The sequence below is a fragment of the Candidatus Streptomyces philanthi genome (genome assembly GCF_059553635.1).
On record NZ_JCANQV010000507.1, the window covers coordinates 1 to 2,460 of the forward strand.

General features: G+C 69.1%; 4 protein-coding genes. All 4 read right to left on the bottom strand.

Features of this window, described 5'->3' with window-relative positions:
• On the bottom strand, positions 1 to 167 hold a 167-nt coding region (locus AC51EU_RS29580), incomplete at its 3' end, for a translation initiation factor IF-2 N-terminal domain-containing protein (protein ID WP_496270171.1).
• Positions 168 to 323: 156 nt separating this feature from the next.
• Positions 324 to 614 carry a YlxR family protein gene (locus tag AC51EU_RS29585; RefSeq protein WP_496270168.1) on the bottom strand — a complete coding sequence of 97 codons (291 nt, stop codon included), beginning with the start codon at positions 612 to 614 and terminating at the stop codon, positions 324 to 326.
• 128 nt (positions 615 to 742) lie between these two features.
• The gene (gene nusA, locus AC51EU_RS29590) at positions 743 to 1,735 is read right to left on the bottom strand and encodes a transcription termination factor NusA (protein ID WP_496270169.1); all 993 of its coding nucleotides are present in this window, start codon (positions 1,733 to 1,735) and stop codon (positions 743 to 745) included.
• A gap of 2 nt (positions 1,736 to 1,737) precedes the next feature.
• Positions 1,738 to 2,253: a ribosome maturation factor RimP gene (rimP, locus tag AC51EU_RS29595; protein ID WP_496270170.1), complete on the bottom strand. Its 516-nt coding sequence runs from the start codon at positions 2,251 to 2,253 to the stop codon at positions 1,738 to 1,740.
• Positions 2,254 to 2,460: the final 207 nt, after the last annotated feature.

Below are 2,460 nucleotides of genomic sequence, written 5' to 3' on the forward strand. Positions count from 1 at the left end.
CCGCTGCCGCCCCCCTGGAAAGCATCGGTCAGCTTGCGAACAACCGGCGCCTCGATCGTCGAGGACGCCGAACGGACGAATTCACCAAGTTCTTGGAGCTTGGCCATGACGACCTTGCTCTCCACTCCGAACTCCTTGGCGAGTTCGTATACCCGGACCTTAGCCACTTCGCTCCTTCTAGGTCCGGGTGTCCACCGGACCGTCGCTACTTCATGGGCGTACTCATCGCGTACTCATCGAGTGCTCATCGCAATCTCGACCTACTTCCGACTCGCGAGGTACCTGACCGCACGGTTTTCCGTGCGCTGTGCGTGTGTACTGCTTTATTGCAAGGGTTGCCGCTCGGTGCGTTCGACGTGGCGGCGCAAGGCCGTCGTGTCGAACGGTCCCGGGCCCCGGAAGGCCCGGTTGAACGCCCGGCGGCGGACCGCCAGGTCGAGACAGACCCGTGTGGGGTGCACATGCGCGCCCCGGCCGGGCAGCGTACCGCGCGGGTCGGGAACGCACTCACTCCCGATCGCCACGATGCGCAGCAGATCGCCCTTGGCCGCTCGCTCCCGGCACCCCACACAGGTGCGTTCAGGGCATGCGCGGGCATGCGTCCGGCCAGACACCGTTTAAGTCTACCTCCCCGCAACGGCCTCACCCCGATGGGGTAACGACCGAACAGCCGCTCAGAATTCCCTGTCCGTCCCCGCGGCACCACCGGTTTTCCGCCGGAGGGCCGCGAGGACGGTCACGCTCAGTGCTGGGGCGCCTGCTGCTCCGTGTCCGGGCGGATGTCGATCCGCCAGCCGGTCAGCCGGGCCGCGAGCCGGGCGTTCTGCCCTTCCTTGCCGATGGCCAGCGACAGCTGGTAGTCCGGCACGGTCACCCGGGCCGAGCGCGCCGCCAGGTCGACGACCTCGACCTTGGAGACCCGGGCCGGCGACAGCGCGTGCGCCACCAGCTCGGCCGGGTCGTCCGACCAGTCCACGATGTCGATCTTCTCACCGTTCAGCTCGGCCATCACGGCGCGCACCCGGCCGCCCATCGGGCCGATGCAGGCGCCCTTGGCGTTGAGCCCGGAGCGCGTCGAGCGGACCGCGATCTTCGTGCGGTGCCCGGCCTCCCGTGCGATGGCGGAGATCTCCACCGACCCGTCCGCGATCTCCGGCACCTCCAGGGCGAAGAGCTTCTTCACCAGGTTCGGGTGGGTGCGCGACAGCGTCACCGAGGGACCGCGGACGCCCTTGGCCACCCGTACGACGTACGAGCGCAGCCGGGTGCCGTGCGTGTACTCCTCACCGGGGACCTGCTCCTGCACCGGCAGGATGGCCTCCAGGGGGCCGACGTCGACCAGGACGTTCTTGGGGTCCTTGCCCTGCTGGACGACGCCGGTGATGACATCGCCCTCGCGTCCGGCGAACTCACCGAACGTGATCTCCTCCTCGGCGTCCCGCAGCCGCTGCAGGATGACCTGCTTGGCGGTGGTCGCCGCGATCCGGCCGAAACCGGAGGGGGTGTCGTCGAACTCTCGCGGTTCGGCCCCCTCCTCCAGGTCCGCCGGGTCCTCCTTCGCCCACACCGTGACGTGTCCGGTGCTGCGGTCCAGCACCACCCGCGCCTGGCGGCGGCTGCCCTCGGTGCGGTGGTACGCGATGAGGAGGGCCGACTCGATCGCCTCGACCAGCAGGTCGAACGAGATCTCCTTCTCCCGCACCAGCCCCCGCAGGGCACTCATGTCGATGTCCACGGCTACGCCTCCTCCTTGTTCTCGTTGTCATCGGCCTTGACGGCCTTACGGTTGAACTCCAGCTCGACCCGCGCCTTGGCGATCTCGTCGAAGGCCAGGCGCCTCGTGGTCGGCTTCCGCCCCTTGACCCCGGGCACCTCAAGGTCGAGGCCGTCCTCGTCCACGCCCGTGATCCGGGCCACCAGTTCGCCGCCGTCGCCGAGCCGGGCCCTGATGAGGCGTCCGGTGGCGCGGCGGTAATGGCGCAGCTCGGTCAGCGGCCGGTCGGCGCCCGGTGAGGTCACCTCAAGGGTGTAGGGGGCGCCGCCCATGGCGTCGGTGTCGTCGAGGACCTGCGAGACCTCGCGGCTCAGCTCGGCGCACTCGTCCAGCTGCACGCCCTCGTCGGAGTCGACCACGATCCTCAGCACCCGCCGCTTGCCCGCGGGGGTCACCTCGATCTCTTCCAGATCCAGCTCTCGTGCGGCGACGAGCGGTTCAAGCAGCCCGCGCAGCCTCTCGCTCTGGGTGGTGCTCATCCGGGTGACTCCTCGGCCGCGTGTGCTGTTGTAGGTGGGTCGTGTGCCGGGGCAAAGCCTATCTGTTCCGGCGGGGTACTGACGATTCGGCGGCCGGTCACAGCTACGCTCGCCTGCGGTGATCACTACGGAAGACCCCGGGAAGAGGAACGTGCCGAACGTGGCGCTCACGCGCAGATGGACCCTGCTGGCCGGGGCCGCGACCCT